The organism is Luteimonas sp. RIT-PG2_3 (assembly GCF_054902115.1).
The window spans coordinates 68,197-83,467 of sequence record NZ_JBUBPF010000005.1; the positions used below are offsets into that span (position 1 = coordinate 68,197).

A 15,271-nucleotide genomic window follows, 5' to 3' on the forward strand; every position below is an offset into this window, starting at 1 on the left:
TGGCCTGAGAGGAGCCACGTATCGCGATCAGGCCTCTGGCCTGAGACGGCTACGCTTGGCGATCAGGCCTTTGGCCTGAGAGAGGCTGCTCTTGGCGATCAGGCCTTTGGCCTGATCGCGGGGACGCAAGGCCTGTCCTGCACACCAGCGGGGCGTTCGCGGCCCTGCGACGATGGTCGCAGGCGGGAACATCGACTATTTCACCCCCGAAGGGTGCTTTGCCCAGATGCCTCCGGCTATACTGTGCAGCGCGTCAACCCCTTATTTCTCGCGCCTGATTTTCTTTCCGTATCAGGTGTTTGCCCCTTACTTCGAGCCCAATACGCCAGACGTGGACAGTCTTCTGAAGCAGTTTGCGCAGTCCTCCCAACTCGGTGCCAATGCCGCATACATCGAGGACCTGTACGAGCAGTACCTGGTCAATCCCGACAGTGTCGATCCCAAATGGCAGACCTGGTTCGACAGCCTGAAAGGGCGCGAAGCCGGTGACGTGCCGCATTCGGCGGTCATTTCCGCCGTTGCCGATGCCGGCAAGCGTGCCGCGCGCGGCCTTGCGGTCGGCCACAGCGACAGCAGCGATGAGCGCGAGCGCCATATCGGCCGCCTGATCACCGCCTATCGCTCGCGCGGCCACCTGGGTGCGAAGCTCGATCCGCTCGGCCTGGTGCCGCCGATCAACCCGCCGGACCTGGACCTGGCGTTCCACAGCCTGTCCGAGTCGGACCTGGACGCCGAGTTCAGCACCGGCGGCGTGGCCGGCCAGCCGCGGATGAAGCTGCGCGACCTGCTCGCCCGGCTGCGTGCGACCTACGCCGGCGCGATCGGCGCCGAGTTCATGCACATCCCGGACTTCGAGCAGCGCCAGTGGATCTACCAGCGCCTCGAAGCCGCCGGTGGCAACTACACCCGCAGCGCCGATGAGCAGCGCCGGATCCTCGAGCGCCTCAGCGCCGCCGAGGGCCTCGAGCGCTACCTGCATACCAAGTACGTCGGCCAGAAGCGCTTCTCGCTGGAAGGCGGCGACGCCCTGATCCCGCTGCTCGACGACACCATCCGTCGCGCCGGCGAAGACGGCGTCAAGGACATCGTCATCGGCATGGCCCACCGCGGCCGCCTGAACGTGCTGATCAACACCCTCGGCAAGAACCCGCGCAAGCTGTTCGACGAGTTCGAGGGCAAGTTCGAGCACCATGGCGACGACGCCGCGCACACCGGCGACGTCAAGTACCACATGGGCTTCAGCGCCGACATCCAGACCCCCGGCGGCCCGATCCACCTGGCGCTGGCGTTCAACCCGTCGCACCTGGAAATCGTCAACCCGGTCGTCGCCGGCAGCGTGCGTTCGCGCCAGCACCGTCGCGGCGACAAGGCCCGCAAGCTGGTCGTCCCGGTGCTACTGCACGGCGACGCCGCGTTCGCCGGCCAGGGCGTCAACATGGAGTTGTTCCAGATGTCGCAGGCCCGCGGTTTCGCGGTCGGCGGCACCATCCATGTCGTCATCAACAACCAGGTCGGCTTCACCACCAGCGAACGCCAGGACGCGCGCTCCACGCTGTACTGCACCGACGTCGCCAAGATGGTCGGCGCACCGGTGTTGCACGTGAACGCCGATGATCCGGACGCGGTCGTGTTCTGCGCCGAGATGGCCTACGACTTCCGCCAGAAGTTCGGCCGCGACGTCGTCATCGACCTGGTCTGCTACCGCCGCCACGGCCACAACGAGGCCGACGAACCGGCGGCGACGCAGCCGCTGATGTACCAGACGATCCGCAAGCACAAGACCCCGCGCGAGCTGTACGCCGACAGGCTGGTCGCCGCCGGCACGCTGACTGCCGACGACGCCAAGGCGATCGTCGACGGCTACCGCAACAAGCTCGACGCCGGCGAAGTCACCACCGAGCTTGCCGACAGCAAGCCCGACGACTACGACCTGACGATCGACTGGGATCCGTACCTGTCGGGCAGCATCGACGATGCCGTCGACACCACCGTCAAGCTGGACACCCTGGGCGCGCTGGCCGATCGCATCACCACGATCCCCAACAGCATCACCCTGCATCCGCGCGTGGCCAAGATCTACGAGGACCGCCGCAAGATGGTCGCCGGCGAGCTGCCGGCCGACTGGGGCTTCGCCGAGAACCTGGCCTACGCCAGCCTGCTCAACGAAGGCGACCGCCTGCGCCTGGTCGGCCAGGACAGCGGCCGCGGCACGTTCTTCCACCGCCATGCGGTGCTGCACGACCAGAACAGCGACGCGGACTACATCCCGCTGCAGCAGTTGGTGGAGAACCCCGAAGACGCGACCATCATCGACTCGCTGCTCAGCGAAGAAGCGGTGATGGCGTTCGAGTACGGCTATTCGACGTCCGAACCGGGCACGCTGGATATCTGGGAAGGCCAGTTCGGCGATTTCGCCAATGGCGCCCAGGTCGTCATCGACCAGTTCCTGTCGTCGGGCGAGGCCAAGTGGCAGCGCCTGTGCGGTCTGGCGCTGTTCCTGCCGCATGGTTACGAAGGCCAGGGCCCCGAGCATAGCTCGGCGCGCCTCGAGCGTTTCCTGCAGCTGAGCGCCCTGTCGAACTGGCAGGTCTGCGTGCCGACCACGCCGGCACAGGCCTATCACATGATCCGCCGGCAGATGCGGATGAAGACCCGCAAGCCGCTGGTGGTCATGACGCCCAAGTCGCTGCTTCGCCACAAGCTGGCGACCTCGACGCTGGACGAACTGGCCAACGGCAGCTTCCAGCACCTGATCGGCGATGCCGCCGCGGAAGTCAAGAACGTCAAGCGCGTCGTCGCCTGCTCCGGCAAGGTCTACTACGACCTGCTCGAGCAGCAGACCGCACTGGGCAAGCACGACGTCGCGTTGCTGCGCGTCGAGCAGCTGTACCCGTTCCCGCGCGAACTGCTGGCCGCCGAGCTCAAGCGCTTCGGCAAGGCCACCGACCTGGTCTGGTGCCAGGAAGAGCCGCAGAACCAGGGCGCCTGGTACCAGATCAAGCACCACCTGGAAGCCTGCCTGGCCGACGGCCAGACGCTCAGCTACGCCGGTCGGGGTCGCTCGCCCTCCCCGGCGGTCGGTCATCTCAACGATCACGTGATCGAGCAGAAGCAGTTGATCGCCGACGCCCTGGTCAACCCGCTGATCGGCAAGACCGTCGCCGAGTAAGCAGATCCGCAGCCTCCGCTCCGAACCATCCATCGCCCAATACTGCTGTCCAGGAAGCCACCCATGGCCACTGAAATCAAAGTCCCCGTCCTGCCCGAATCCGTCTCCGACGCCACCATCGCCACCTGGCACAAGAAGCCCGGCGACGCGGTCAAGCGCGACGAGAACATCGTCGACCTCGAGACCGACAAGGTCGTGCTGGAAGTGCCGTCCACCGTCGACGGCGTGCTGAAGGAAATCCGCTTCGAGGAAGGCGCCACGGTCAACAGCCAGCAGGTCATCGCGGTGATCGAGGAAGGCGCGGCCGCGGCCGCCGCCCCCGCTGAGAAGGCCCAGGAGCCGGCTGCCGGCGCGCAGGAAGTCCAGCCCAAGGCGGAAGCCGCCAAGGCCGCTGCCGCCGCACCGAGCTCGACCACGCCTGCACCGGTCTCCGGTACCGACGCCCTGCCCCCGGGCGCGCGTTTCACCGCCGTCAGCCAGAGCATCGACCCGTCCAAGGTCGAAGGCACCGGCCGTCGCGGCGCCGTGACCAAGGAAGACCTGGTCAACTACGCCAGCGGCAAGACCGCCGGCGTCAGCGGTGGCGCACGTCCGGAAGAGCGCGTGCCGATGACGCGCATCCGCAAGCGCATCGCCGAGCGCCTGATGCAGTCGAAGAACTCGATCGCGATGCTGACTTCGTTCAACGAAGTCAACCTGTCCAACGTGATGGCGCTGCGCAAGCAGCTCGGCGACCAGTTCCAGAAGGACACCGGCATCAAGCTCGGCTTCATGAGCTTCTTCGCCAAGGCCGCCTCCAACGCGCTGCAGCGCTACCCGGTGATCAACGCCTCGGTTGATGGCGAGGACATCATCTATCACGGCTACGCCGACATCTCGGTGGCGATCTCGACCGATCGCGGCCTGGTGACCCCGGTGCTGCGCAATGTCGAGCGCATGAGCTTCGGCGAGATCGAACAGGGCATCGCCGACTTCGCCAAGGCTTCGCGCGAAGGCGGACTGAAGCTGGAAGACCTGCAGGGCGGCACCTTCACGATCACCAACGGCGGCACCTTCGGTTCGCTGCTGTCGACGCCGATCGTCAATCCGCCGCAGAGCGCGATCCTGGGCATGCACACCATCAAGGAGCGCCCGATCGTCGAGAACGGCCAGGTCATCGCCGCGCCGATGATGTACATCGCGCTGAGCTACGACCACCGCATCATCGACGGCAAGGACGCGGTGCAGTTCCTGGTCGACATCAAGAACCAGCTCGAGAACCCGGGACGGATGCTGCTCGGCCTGTAAGGCCCAGCCGCATCGGGAACCGGGGATCGGGATATCGCCAGGGCCAGACCCTGGCAGTTCCCAAGGCCGCGATTCCCGCTTCTTCTCCCCATTGCCTGTGAGCGAATGAAATGAGCGAACAATACGACGTCGTCGTCATCGGAGCCGGCCCCGCCGGCTATCACGCCGCGATCCGCGCCGCGCAGCTGGGCAAGAAGGTCGCCTGCATCGACGCCGCGCTGGGCAAGGACGGCAAGCCCGCACTGGGCGGCACCTGCCTGCGCGTGGGCTGCATTCCGTCCAAGGCACTGCTGGATTCCTCGCACCAGTACCATAACCTGACCCACCAGTTCGAACAGCACGGCATCAGCGTCAAGGACGCGAAGATCGATGTCGGCACCATGATCGGCCGCAAGGATGCCATCGTGAAGCAGTTCACCGGCGGCATCGCGCAACTGTTCAAGGCCAACAAGATCACGCCGTACTACGGCTTCGGACAACTGCAGCCGGGCAACATCGTCACGGTGAAGCAGCACGACGGCAGCGAAGTAGAGCTCAAGGGCGCCAACGTCATCCTTGCCGCGGGTTCGGATTCGATCGAGCTGCCGTTCGCGAAGTTCGACGGCGATACCATCGTCGACAACGTCGGCGGTCTGGACTTCACCGAAGTGCCCAAGCGCCTGGTCGTGATCGGCGCCGGCGTCATCGGTCTCGAGCTCGGCAGCGTCTGGAAGCGCCTCGGCGCCGAAGTCACGATCCTCGAGGCCCTGCCGGACTTCCTGGCCGTAGCCGACGCCGAAGTGTCGAAGGTCGCCGCGCGCGAGTTCAAGAAACAGGGCCTCGACATCCGTCTCGGCGCCAAGGTCTCCAAGACCGAAGTCACCGGCAAGGGCAAGAAAAAGGAAGTCGTCGTCACCTACACGGACAAGGGTGGCGAGCAGACGCTGACGGTCGACAAGCTGCTGGTTGCCGTGGGCCGCCGCGCCGCGAGCAAGGGCCTGCTGGCCGATGGCACCGGCGTGAAGCTCAACGAGCGCGGTCAGGTCGAGGTCGACGCGCATTGCCACACCGGCGTCGATGGCGTCTGGGCGATCGGCGACTGCGTGCGCGGCCCGATGCTGGCACACAAGGGTTTCGAAGAAGGCATTGCGGTCGCCGAGCTGATCGCCGGCCTGCCCGGCCACGTCAACTTCGACACCATTCCGTGGGTCATCTACACCTCGCCGGAAATCGCGTGGGTCGGCAAGACCGAACAGCAGCTCAAGGAAGAAGGCGTGCCCTACAAGGCCGGCTCCTTCCCGTTCGCCGCGGTGGGTCGCGCCGTCGCGATGGCCGAGCCGACAGGCTTCGTGAAAGTGATAGCACATGCCGAGACCGATCTCGTGCTGGGTATGCACCTGGTCGGTGCCAACGTGTCGGAACTGGTGCACGAAGGCGTGCTGACCATGGAGTTCAAGGGCTCCGCAGACGACCTCGCCCGCATCTGCCACGCACACCCCTCGCTGTCCGAAGCCGTGCACGATGCGGCAATGGCGGTCGACAAGCGCGCGATCCACAAGGCCAACTGACTGTTGGCCTGCGCGAAGGCTCCGCCCCGGCGGAGCCTTTTGCGTTTTGGAGATCCGCATCCAGGCACGCTGTACCGTCCGCCTCCTTCCCTCCCAACTGCCACGCCCCACCCGCTCCCGGATCCCCACTGCGAGACACGCATGTCACCCGAGCCGATGCCATCCCATCTCTCCGCCACGCTGTACATCGTTGCCGGCGCGATGTTCGTGGTCGGCGCGTTCGCCAGTGATCGCATCGCCTTCAGTGGCGTCGGGATCGCCTTCATCGCCCTTGGCGTCACGATGCTCGTCCGCCAGCGCCGCAAGTGAGTGATTCCTGATCCGTCCCGTCCAGAGGTGTACGCACCCATGAAATCGATCTGCGTCTACTGCGGCTCCAACGCCGGCAACAAGCCCATCTACACCGACCGCGTGTTCGCGCTTGGCGACCGCATCGCCAAGGAAGGACTGCGACTGGTCTATGGCGGCGGCAACGTCGGCCTGATGGGCGTGGTGGCCAATGCCGTGCTCGATGGCGGCGGCCAGGTCACCGGCGTGATCCCCAAGCAGCTGGCCGACTGGGAAGTCGCGCACCGTGGGCTGACCGAACTGGAGATCGTCGGTTCGATGCATGAGCGCAAGTCGCGGATGTTCGACCTGTCCGACGCCTTCGTCGCCCTGCCCGGCGGCTTCGGCACGATGGAGGAGATCTTCGAGATGCTGACCTGGCGTCAGCTCGGCATCGGCAACAAGCCCTGCGCCTTCCTCGACATCGATGGCTTCTACGAACCGCTGATCGGCATGATCGATCGCATGGTCGACGAGCGCTTCCTGCATCCCGACCAGCGCGCCGACCTCTGGTATGGCAGCGACATCGATGCGATGTTCGCCTGGATGCGGGCCTACCAGCCCGCGCAGGCGAGTAAATGGATTGATGAAAAACGCAGGACCGCGTTGCGTTGAGGGGCGTGAACTCCAAGGCGCGTGGCGACGCGTTCATCACCTCGGGCATTCACTCGATGCCTGGCGATGCCGCCCGCGTGATCCAACGTCATCAGAGGACACCATGACCAGCCTTCCGGCACAGTTCCAGGCCCTGCGCATCCACAACGATGCCGACGGTTATCGCAGCGGCATCGAAACGCTGTCGATCGACGACCTCTCGCCGGGCGAGATCGTCATCAAGACGTCGTTCTCGTCGGTGAACTACAAGGACGCCCTGGCCGGCACCGGCAAGGGGCGGATCCTGCGCGACTATCCGCTGGTCGGCGGCATCGATGTCGCCGGACACGTGGTGACATCGACGGACCCGGCCTTCAAGGAAGGCGACGCCGTGCTGATCACCGGTTGCGCGCTCAGCGAGCTGCGCGACGGTGGCTACAGCGAGTACGCCCGGCTCGAAGCCAAATGGGCCGTCCGGCTGCCGGCCGGTCTGAGTCTGCGCGACAGCATGATCCTCGGCACTGCCGGCTTCACCGCCGCGCTGGCCCTGTTGCGCATGCAGGAGAACCGGCAGACGCCGGCGCATGGCCCGATCGCGGTTACCGGCGCCACCGGTGGCGTCGGCTCGCTGGCCGTGGACATCTTCAGCAGCGCCGGCTATGCGGTGCATGCGATCAGCGGCAAACCCGAACACGCCGACTACCTGACCGCGATCGGCGCCAGCCAGGTCCTGGGCCGGGAGGCCCTCGCGACCACCCGCCCGCTGGAAACGCCACGTTTTGGCGGCGGCCTCGACAACGTCGGCGGCGCGATGCTGGTCAGCCTGCTTGCGCAGACCCGGCCGTATGGCAACGTCGTCAGCGCCGGCCTGGCCGCGAGCGCGGACCTGCCGGGCTCGGTGATGCCCTTCATCCTGCGCGGCGTGTCGCTGATCGGCGTCGCCTCCTCGGGAACCGCACGCGACCTCCGCGACCGCGTCTGGCAGCAGCTGGCCAGCGACTGGAAACCGCGCCATCTCGACCGGATCTGCACCCGGGAAGTCACCCTCGCCGGCCTGCCAGGCGTCTTCGACGAGATGCTGGACGGCCGCTCGCTCGGCAGGACACTGGTCACGTTTTAGAACCTGTTCACGATCTTGCTGCGCTTGCCATCTGGCACGCGTGCGGTGCTCGAAATGCTCATGTACCCGCACGTACACTGCGCTTTCTGCGCTCCACCACGCGCCACCTGACTGCGCTCGCGACAGATCGTGAACAGGTTCTCAGCCGAGCCTGCTGCGCAATCGCACGGGCAGTGGCTACAATCGTGGCGCATTCACAGGGGCATGGCATGGCGCGCATTCTGATCGTCGACGACTCCCCGTCCCAATTGCTGGGTATCCGTCGCATCGTCGAAAAAATGGGCCACCAGGCCCTGACCGCCGAGGATGGCGCCGCCGGCGTCGAGGCCGCACGCCGGGAACTGCCCGATCTGATCCTGATGGACGTGGTGATGCCGAACCTCAACGGCTTCCAGGCCACGCGCTCGATCACCCGCGACCCCGCCACCAAGCACATCCCGGTCGTCCTGGTCACGACCAAGGACCAGGACACCGACCGCGTCTGGGGCCTGCGCCAGGGCGCCAAGGCCTACCTGACCAAGCCTTTCAGCGAAACCGAACTGGCCGAAGCCATCCTCGCGACGATGGGTGTCAGCGATCCGGGGGATCCCGCGCCGGGCGAATGAGGTTGTTGTGGGGTGTGGGGTTGACGGCGTCGTGGGCTTGAGGGTGTTGGACGCCGTTTGCGCGTTCGCGTGATTCGAGGGCGCCGGGTCTAGACCCGGCCCACGTGGCTTCCGCAGGGATGCCCGCGTATGGAGTCAGACGTCCTGCGGCGCGAGTTCGCGCAGCTTGCCTTCGTGCAGTTCCAGCACGCGATCCAGCCGGCGCGCCAGACGGCGGTCGTGCGTCACCAGCACCAGGCTCGTGCGCTGTTCGCGATTGAGCTCCAGCATCAGTTCGAACACCGTGGACGCAGTCTTCTCGTCGAGGTTGCCGGTCGGTTCATCGCCGAGCACGCAAGCGGGTTGATTCACCAGCGCACGTGCCACGGCCGCCCGCTGGCGTTCGCCGCCGGACAGTTCGCCGGGCTTGTGTTCGAGGCGATGGCCAAGCCCCACCGATTCCAGCAACGCCTGCGCCCGGTCGCTGGCATCCTTGACCGACTTGCGATCCATCGCCGACAGGCCGGCATGCAGCAGTTCCAGCCCGGCGCGATACACGGCCCAGAACGGCAGTCCGATGGTGCCCATGACGCCGGAGCCGACTTCGATACCCAGGGGGTCCGCATCGCGCTGCAGCAGCAGCGGCAGCATCACGTTCTCGAGTGCAGTGAATTCCGGCAGCAGGTGATGGAACTGATAGACGAACCCCAGTGCCTGGTTGCGCAGGCGTCCGCGCGCGGCGTTCGACAACGCGCTCATCTGGTGTCCGGAGACGTAGACCTCGCCCGAGCTGGGCGTATCCAGCCCGCCCAGCAGGTGCAGCAGCGTGCTCTTGCCGGCACCCGATGCGCCCAGGATCGCGACCGTCTCGCCGGGATGGACCGCGAAATCGAGGCCGTCGAACACCTGCGTCCGCAGCGAGCCCTCGGCGTAGACCTTGCCCAGCGCCTCGGCGCGGATCACCGCACCATCGTTGCGGACCACGGGCTCGGGAGCGCGCTGCCAGAAGCGGCGCTTGCCGCCCGGCAACGCGGCCTGGCCCGTTCCATTGCGCGTGGCATCATTCATAGCGCAGCGCCTCCGCCGGTGCCGTGCGCGATGCGCGCCAGGCCGGATAGACCGTCGCCAGGAATGCCATCACCAGCGCCACGCTGCTGATCATCGCGACATCGCTGACCTGCAGGTCGATCGGCAGGCCGGTCACGTAATAGACGTCCTCGGGCATCAGCACCACGCCGAACAGGCGTTCGAGCCCGCGCAGGATGTGTTCGAGATTGAACGTCAGCAGCAGGCCGCTGACCACGCCGAGCACGGTGCCGATGACGCCGATCATCGTGCCCTGCACCACGAACACGCGCATGACACCGCCGGGCGCGAGGCCCAGCGTGCGCAGGATCGCGATGTCGGCCTGCTTGTCGGTGACCAGCGCCACCTGCGAGGCGACCAGGTTGAACGAGCCCATGACGATGATCAGCGACAGCAGGATGCCGATCATCGTTTTCTCCATCTTCAATGCACGGAAGATGTTGGCGTTTTCCTGGCTCCAGTCGCGCACCTGGTACAGGCCGTCGAGCTGTACTGCGAGGTCGCGCGCGACGTCCCAGGCGATGTTCATGTCGTGCAGTTTCAGGCGCACGCCGGTCACGCCGTCCCCCATCCGCAGCAGGCGCTGCGCATCCTGCAGGTTGACCACCGCCAGCCGGCGATCAAAGTCCTGGTAGCCGGCCTCGAACAGGCCGCTGACGGTGAAGCGCTTCAACTGCGGCACCGCACCCATCGGCGTGACCTGGAAATCGGTGGTGACGACGATCTTGTCGCCCACCTGCACGCCCAGCCATTGCGCCAGTTCCTTGCCCAGCACGATGTTGTACGCGCCCGGCGTCAGGTCCGACAGTTTGCCCTGCACCATGACGTCGGCCAGCTCGGACACGGTGGATTCCGCCTCCGGGTCGATGCCGCGGACTGCGGCAGGCTCCTGGCGGCCGCTGCGCAGCAACGCCTGGGTATCGATATACGGTGCCGCGCCGGCCACGCGTGGATCCTTGCGCGCGATCTCGACGGCGTGCGGCCAGTTCTCCATCGAATCGCCATAGGCGATGACGGTGGCATGCGCGACCATGCCGAGCATGCGGTCCTTGATCTCGCGCTGGAATCCGCTCATCACCGCCAGCGTGGTGATCAGCACGGTCACGCCGATCGCGATGCCGAGGATCGATGCCAGCGAGATGAAGGAGATGAAGCCATTGCGGCGCTTGGCGCGGAGGTAGCGCAGGCCGATGGCGACCGGAATGGGTTTGTACATGGGCAAGGGCTGACGGGGCAGCGGCTATGGTGCCACCGAACGACTGCGCCGCGAAGCAACGCGGGCCGGAGCGGCCAGACGCAGTTCACGTCGCAGGTCTGCCGGCAGGGTGTCGGGCCACCACGACAGCCGCTGCATGCGTCCGTCGGCATCGCGCCACCCCAGAAAGGCCAACGGCCCACGCCACTGCAGGACCAGCCGCTGCACCGGGATTCCGTCGACGGTCGACGCATCTGCGCCCGGCTGCGGTCCAGACCGCCCACATTCCGCCGGTACGGGCGCAGGCAGCCCAGCACCGGGCAGCGCAGGCCTGATCAGCAGTTGTCGCCGCGGGCGGCGGGATTCACGCCAGGCGAGCCAAGCGCCGGTGGCCACGGCCAGCAACGCGCAGGGCCAGGCCAGGTTCGCAGGCAGGTCGGACGCCAGCACGGACAAGCCGGCACAAGGCCCCAGCCCGGCCAGCGCGGCAATCAGGTAGCGCGACGGCCGCCATTCAAGGCGGCATCCCGCGGATCTGTTGGACAAGCGCGTCGATTGCGTCATCGGGCGCCACCTCGTAGCCCATGAACCAGCGCCAGAGTTTATCGTCCTCGCAGTCCAGCAGCTGTAGGAAAACGCCGCGCTGTGTGGCCGGGGCCTGCGGCCATTCGCGCTCCAGCCAGCGTGTGAACAGCTGGTCCAGCTCGCGCATGCCGCGCCGGCAACGCCAGCGCAGGCGACGCAGTTCGGCGGCGTCGTCGATGGTCATCCCGGGACGCCGCGAACCGCGCTGTCAGCCATGCCGTGCCAGCATCAACTGCTTGATCTGACCGATCGCCTTGGCCGGGTTCAGGCCCTTGGGACAAGTGCGCGCGCAGTTCATGATGGTATGGCAGCGGTAGAGCTTGAACGGGTCTTCCAGGTCGTCCAGGCGCGCGCCGGTGTCTTCGTCGCGGCTGTCGATGATCCAGCGGTAGGCCTGCAGCAGGATCGCCGGGCCGAGGTAACGGTCGCCGTTCCACCAGTAGCTCGGGCAGCTGGTCGAGCAACACGCGCACAGGATGCATTCGTACAGGCCGTCGAGCTTGTCGCGGTCTTCCGGCGACTGCAGGCGCTCGCGATCCGGCGGCGGCGCGCTCTGGGTGCGGATCCATGGCTGGATCGACGCGTACTGCGCGTAGAAATGCGTCAGGTCCGGCACCAGGTCCTTGATGACGTCCATGTGCGGCAATGGATAGATCGGCACCTCGGCCTTGGCGCAGTCGTCGATCGCGCGCGTGCAGGCCAGGGTGTTGGTGCCGTCGATGTTCATCGCACACGAACCGCAGATGCCCTCGCGGCACGAGCGCCGGAACGTCAGCGTCGGATCGATCTCGTTCTTGATCTTGATCAGCGCGTCCAGGACCATCGGGCCGCACTTGTCGAGGTCGACCTCGTAGGTGTCGGTGCTCGGATTCTCGCCGTCGTCCGGATTCCAGCGGTACACCTTGAAGTTGCGCACGCGCGTGGCGCCTGGCGCAGCCTTGAAGTGCTTGCCCTTGCGAACCTTGGAGTTCTTGGGGAGGGTGAATTCAGCCATGTCAGCGATTTACCGTGATGGGAGCTTGCCGCAACGGGCGGCTGGCTTGGTAGATCAGGAACACCGGTTGCGCATGCAGATGTGCCTGCGCGCGCGCTCCGGCGATGTCGAACCTGGGCGCCATCAGTAGACGCGCGCCTTGGGCGGAACAACCTCGACTTCGTCATCCAGGGTGTACATGTGCACCGGGCGATAGTCGATGCGGGTCTTGCCGGCATCGTCGAGCCAGGTCAGCGTGTGCTTGTGCCAGTTGTTGTCGTCGCGGTCCGGGAAGTCCTCGCGGGCATGCGCGCCGCGCGATTCCTTGCGGTTCTCCGCCGACGTGATCGTCACCAGCGCCTGGCCCAGCAGGTTCTGCAGCTCGAACGTCTCGATCAGGTCCGAGTTCCAGACCAGCGAACGATCGCTGATCTTGACGTCGGCGAACGAGGCGTTGATCTCCTGCATCTGGCGCACGCCCTCTTCCAACGTCTCCTGGGTGCGGAACACCGCGGCATGCGCCTGCATCGAACGCTGCATGCGGTCGCGGATCACCGAGGTCGGGGTATCGCCATTGGCATGGCGCAGCTTGTCGAGGTTGCCGATCGCCTTGTCGGTCGCATCGGCGGCCAGGCGCTTGTGCGGCTGGCCGGTCTTGATGGTCTCGGCGCAGCGGTTGGCGACCGCCCGTCCGAACACCACCAGGTCGAGCAGCGAGTTCGAACCCAGGCGGTTGGCGCCGTGGACCGACACGCAGGCGGCTTCACCGATCGCGTACAGGCCCGGCACGACCGCATCGGGCTCGCCGTTCTTCAACTGCACGACTTCGCCGTGGTAGTTGGTCGGGATGCCGCCCATGTTGTAGTGGACGGTCGGGATCACCGGGATCGGCTGCTTCTCGACGTCGACGCCCGCGAAGATCTTCGCGCTCTCGGCGATGCCGGGCAGCTTCTTGTGGATGTCCTTCGGGTCCAGGTGGGTCAGGTCCAGATGGATGTGGTCCTTGTGCTCGCCGACGCCACGCCCCTCGCGGATCTCGATGGTCATCGAGCGGCTGACGACGTCGCGCGACGCCAGGTCCTTGGCGTTGGGCGCGTAGCGCTCCATGAAGCGCTCGCCATTGCTGTTGCGCAGGATGCCGCCTTCGCCGCGCACGCCTTCGGTGATCAGGCAGCCCGCGCCGTAGATGCCGGTCGGATGGAACTGCACGAACTCCATGTCCTGCAGGCCCAGGCCGGCGCGCAGCGCCATGCCACCGCCGTCGCCGGTGCAGGTATGCGCCGAGGTCGCGGAGAAGTACGCACGTCCGTAGCCGCCGGTCGCCAGCACCACGCCATGCGAGCGGAACAGGTGCAGCGAACCTTCGGCCATGTCGATGGCCAGCACGCCGCGGCAGACGCCTTCCTCGTCCATGATCAGGTCGAGCGCGAAGTACTCGATGAAGAAGCGTGCGTCGTGCTTCAGCGACTGCTGGTACAGCGTGTGCAGGATCGCGTGGCCGGTGCGGTCGGCCGCGGCGCAGGTGCGCTCGGCCGTGCCCTTGCCGTAATGCGTGGTCATGCCGCCGAACGGACGCTGGTAGATCTTGCCTTCCTCGGTCCGCGAGAACGGCACGCCCTGGTGCTCGAGCTCGACGATCGCCGGGATCGCCTCACGGCACATGTACTGGATCGCATCCTGGTCGCCCAGCCAGTCCGAGCCCTTGATGGTGTCGTAGAAGTGGAAGCGCCAGTCGTCCTCGCCCATGTTGCCGAGCGCGGCCGAGATGCCGCCCTGCGCCGCCACGGTGTGCGAACGGGTCGGAAACACCTTGGTCAGGCAGGCCGTCTGCAGGCCCTTGTGCGCGAGCCCGAAGGTGGCGCGCAGGCCGGCGCCACCGGCGCCGACGACGATCATGTCGTACTTGTGTTCGGTGATCTTGTAAGCGGAGGTCATGTTGGACTCAAGCCAGCAGGGCGATACGGCCGATCGCGTAAAGGGATGCGAGGGCGCCAATCGCACACAGGAAGGTGACAAGCAGCTGCAGCGCGATCTCGACCGCGCGCGCGTGCACGTAGTCCTCGATCACCACCTGCAGGCCGAGCTTGGCATGCCAGAACATCGCGATCGCCAGCAGCGCGAAGACGATGGCGTTCCACGGCTGCGCGAGCGTCGCGCGGACGGTATCCAGGTCGGCGCCGACGAACGACACCAGCGTGAACACCAGCCACAGCACCAGCGGCACCAGCGCGACGGCGGTGACGCGCTGCCACCAGAAGTGTCCGGTGCCGGTCTTGCCCGACCCCAGGCCGCGTGCGCGCGATACCGGCGTGCGGAAATCACGCACGACGTCCTGCTGTTTGTCGCTGCTCATGCACCACCCCGCAACGCGAAGAACCAGATCAGGCCGGTCAGCAGGAAGCCGACCACGAACACCGCGTAACCCGACTTGTAGACCTGCGGGATCTCGAACCCCTTGCCGGCGTCCCAGCTCAGGTGGCGGATGCCGTTGAGCAGGTGGTAGACCAGCGCCAGCGTGAAGGCGAACAGCACCACCAGGCCGAGCGGAGACGACAGGCATTGCGACGCGTTGAGATACGCATCCCCACCCTGCGCGACGGCCAGCAACCACCAGACGAGTCCAATGGAGCCGACCGCGAGGGACACACCCGTCATGCGATGGAGGAACGACATCAACGACGTGATCTGGAAGCGATACGTCTGCCCCAGCATGAAGGGTGATGTGGGTCTTTGGCGGTTTGCCATGGTGCTAATGCTCTCCTCGCTGGCGGCGCTGGCCGCGTGGCTGGATCTTGGATGCCGGC

General features: G+C 66.3%; 14 protein-coding genes. 7 read left to right on the forward strand and 7 right to left on the reverse strand.

Annotation, left to right across the window (positions count from 1 at the left end):
* Nucleotides 1–331: 331 nt before the first annotated feature.
* From ACYX7E_RS09385 to ACYX7E_RS09415, 7 genes are all read left to right on the forward strand, one after another.
* Nucleotides 332–3,169: a 2-oxoglutarate dehydrogenase E1 component gene (locus ACYX7E_RS09385; protein ID WP_462080318.1), complete on the forward strand. Its 2,838-nt coding sequence runs from the start codon at nucleotides 332–334 to the stop codon at nucleotides 3,167–3,169.
* 63 nt (nucleotides 3,170–3,232) lie between these two features.
* A complete protein-coding gene (sucB, locus tag ACYX7E_RS09390) occupies nucleotides 3,233–4,456 on the forward strand; it encodes a dihydrolipoyllysine-residue succinyltransferase (protein ID WP_462080319.1) in 1,224 nt (407 codons plus the stop codon).
* 110 nt (nucleotides 4,457–4,566) lie between these two features.
* Nucleotides 4,567–6,003, forward strand: a complete 1,437-nt coding sequence (gene lpdA / locus ACYX7E_RS09395) for a dihydrolipoyl dehydrogenase (protein ID WP_462080320.1) — start codon at nucleotides 4,567–4,569, stop codon at nucleotides 6,001–6,003.
* A 141-nt stretch (nucleotides 6,004–6,144) separates the two neighbouring features.
* A complete protein-coding gene (locus tag ACYX7E_RS09400; RefSeq protein WP_462080321.1) occupies nucleotides 6,145–6,312 on the forward strand; it encodes an MFS transporter in 168 nt (55 codons plus the stop codon).
* Between the two features lie 39 nt (nucleotides 6,313–6,351).
* On the forward strand, nucleotides 6,352–6,945 hold the full coding sequence (locus ACYX7E_RS09405) for an LOG family protein (RefSeq protein ID WP_462080322.1): 594 nt from the start codon (nucleotides 6,352–6,354) through the stop codon (nucleotides 6,943–6,945).
* A 103-nt stretch (nucleotides 6,946–7,048) separates the two neighbouring features.
* Nucleotides 7,049–8,044 carry a YhdH/YhfP family quinone oxidoreductase gene (locus ACYX7E_RS09410; RefSeq protein WP_462080323.1) on the forward strand — a complete coding sequence of 332 codons (996 nt, stop codon included), beginning with the start codon at nucleotides 7,049–7,051 and terminating at the stop codon, nucleotides 8,042–8,044.
* A gap of 209 nt (nucleotides 8,045–8,253) precedes the next feature.
* Entirely contained in the window at nucleotides 8,254–8,649 is a 396-nt protein-coding gene (locus tag ACYX7E_RS09415; RefSeq protein WP_462080324.1) for a response regulator, read from the forward strand.
* 135 nt (nucleotides 8,650–8,784) lie between these two features.
* Here the strand turns inward: ACYX7E_RS09415 and ACYX7E_RS09420 are convergent, their stop codons facing one another.
* The 7 genes from ACYX7E_RS09420 to sdhC form a co-directional block, all read right to left on the reverse strand.
* Nucleotides 8,785–9,591 (reverse strand): ATP-binding cassette domain-containing protein, encoded by an 807-nt coding sequence (locus tag ACYX7E_RS09420; protein ID WP_462080632.1) that lies wholly within the window; start codon nucleotides 9,589–9,591, stop codon nucleotides 8,785–8,787.
* A gap of 97 nt (nucleotides 9,592–9,688) precedes the next feature.
* Nucleotides 9,689–10,930, reverse strand: a complete 1,242-nt coding sequence (locus tag ACYX7E_RS09425) for a lipoprotein-releasing ABC transporter permease subunit (protein ID WP_462080325.1) — start codon at nucleotides 10,928–10,930, stop codon at nucleotides 9,689–9,691.
* 493 nt (nucleotides 10,931–11,423) lie between these two features.
* A complete protein-coding gene (locus tag ACYX7E_RS09430) occupies nucleotides 11,424–11,672 on the reverse strand; it encodes an FAD assembly factor SdhE (protein ID WP_462080633.1) in 249 nt (82 codons plus the stop codon).
* Nucleotides 11,673–11,702: 30 nt separating this feature from the next.
* Nucleotides 11,703–12,488, reverse strand: coding sequence for a succinate dehydrogenase iron-sulfur subunit (locus ACYX7E_RS09435; RefSeq protein WP_462080326.1), 786 nt, complete (start codon nucleotides 12,486–12,488; stop codon nucleotides 11,703–11,705).
* A 123-nt stretch (nucleotides 12,489–12,611) separates the two neighbouring features.
* On the reverse strand, nucleotides 12,612–14,402 hold the full coding sequence (gene sdhA / locus ACYX7E_RS09440; protein WP_462080327.1) for a succinate dehydrogenase flavoprotein subunit: 1,791 nt from the start codon (nucleotides 14,400–14,402) through the stop codon (nucleotides 12,612–12,614).
* A 7-nt stretch (nucleotides 14,403–14,409) separates the two neighbouring features.
* The gene (sdhD, locus tag ACYX7E_RS09445) at nucleotides 14,410–14,820 is read right to left on the reverse strand and encodes a succinate dehydrogenase, hydrophobic membrane anchor protein (protein WP_462080328.1); all 411 of its coding nucleotides are present in this window, start codon (nucleotides 14,818–14,820) and stop codon (nucleotides 14,410–14,412) included.
* Nucleotides 14,817–15,212: a succinate dehydrogenase, cytochrome b556 subunit gene (gene sdhC / locus ACYX7E_RS09450; RefSeq protein WP_462080329.1), complete on the reverse strand. Its 396-nt coding sequence runs from the start codon at nucleotides 15,210–15,212 to the stop codon at nucleotides 14,817–14,819. The genes sdhD and sdhC overlap by 4 nt, the downstream gene beginning before the upstream one ends.
* Nucleotides 15,213–15,271 lie beyond the last annotated feature (59 nt).